1 protein-coding gene is annotated in these 572 nt (G+C 79.9%); it reads left to right on the top strand.

Features of this window, described 5'->3' with window-relative positions; translation table 11 throughout:
• Nucleotides 1-462, top strand: a 462-nt coding sequence (gene ftsL / locus EIO00_RS24000; RefSeq protein ID WP_140182722.1) for a cell division protein FtsL, incomplete at its 5' end; no start/stop codon positions are given.
• Nucleotides 463-572: the final 110 nt, after the last annotated feature.

The raw sequence follows: 572 nt of genomic DNA, 5'->3' as shown, positions 1-572 counted from the left end.
GGGGCCCGGCCCGGGCCCGCGGCGGCGCGGCGGCCGCGCCCGGCGGCCCCGCCGCGCACCCCGTTCGTGGTGCTGATCGTCTCCCTGCTGGCCGGCGCGCTGGTCAGCCTGCTGCTGCTGAACACCGTGCTGGCCCAGGACGCGTTCGAGCTGACCCGGCTGCAGCGCAACGTGACGCTGCTGGAGCAGCAGCGGCAGGCGATGGAGAGCGAGATCGCCCGGGAGGAGTCCCCGCAGCGGCTCGGGGAGAAGGCCAGGAACCTCGGCATGACGCAGCCGGAGGAGGTCGGCTTCATCGACTCCGAGGGGCGCCGGGTCGGCGGCAGGCCCGTGGTGCGCCCGGTGCCGCACACCGCCGCGGCGGCCGCCGGCGCCGCGGCCGTCCTCGGCGTGCCCGGCGTGGTGATCCCGGGGGACGGGGTGCTCGCCGGCGACCCGGCCGCGGCGGCGCCGCGGCCGTGACGCGGGAAGGACGGGCATGACGGCACGAGCGGGACGGGACACCGGCGGACGGCCGCCCCGTCGTGGACGCACCCCGGCCGACCGCGGCCCCGGCGCGGCGCGCGCTCCTC

The sequence above is a fragment of the Thermomonospora catenispora genome (assembly GCF_006363815.1).
GTDB classification, from domain to species: domain Bacteria; phylum Actinomycetota; class Actinomycetes; order Streptosporangiales; family Streptosporangiaceae; genus Thermomonospora; species Thermomonospora catenispora.
Note: the sequence above shows the minus strand (reverse complement) of the source record. Positions and strands in the feature narration are given on the sequence as shown.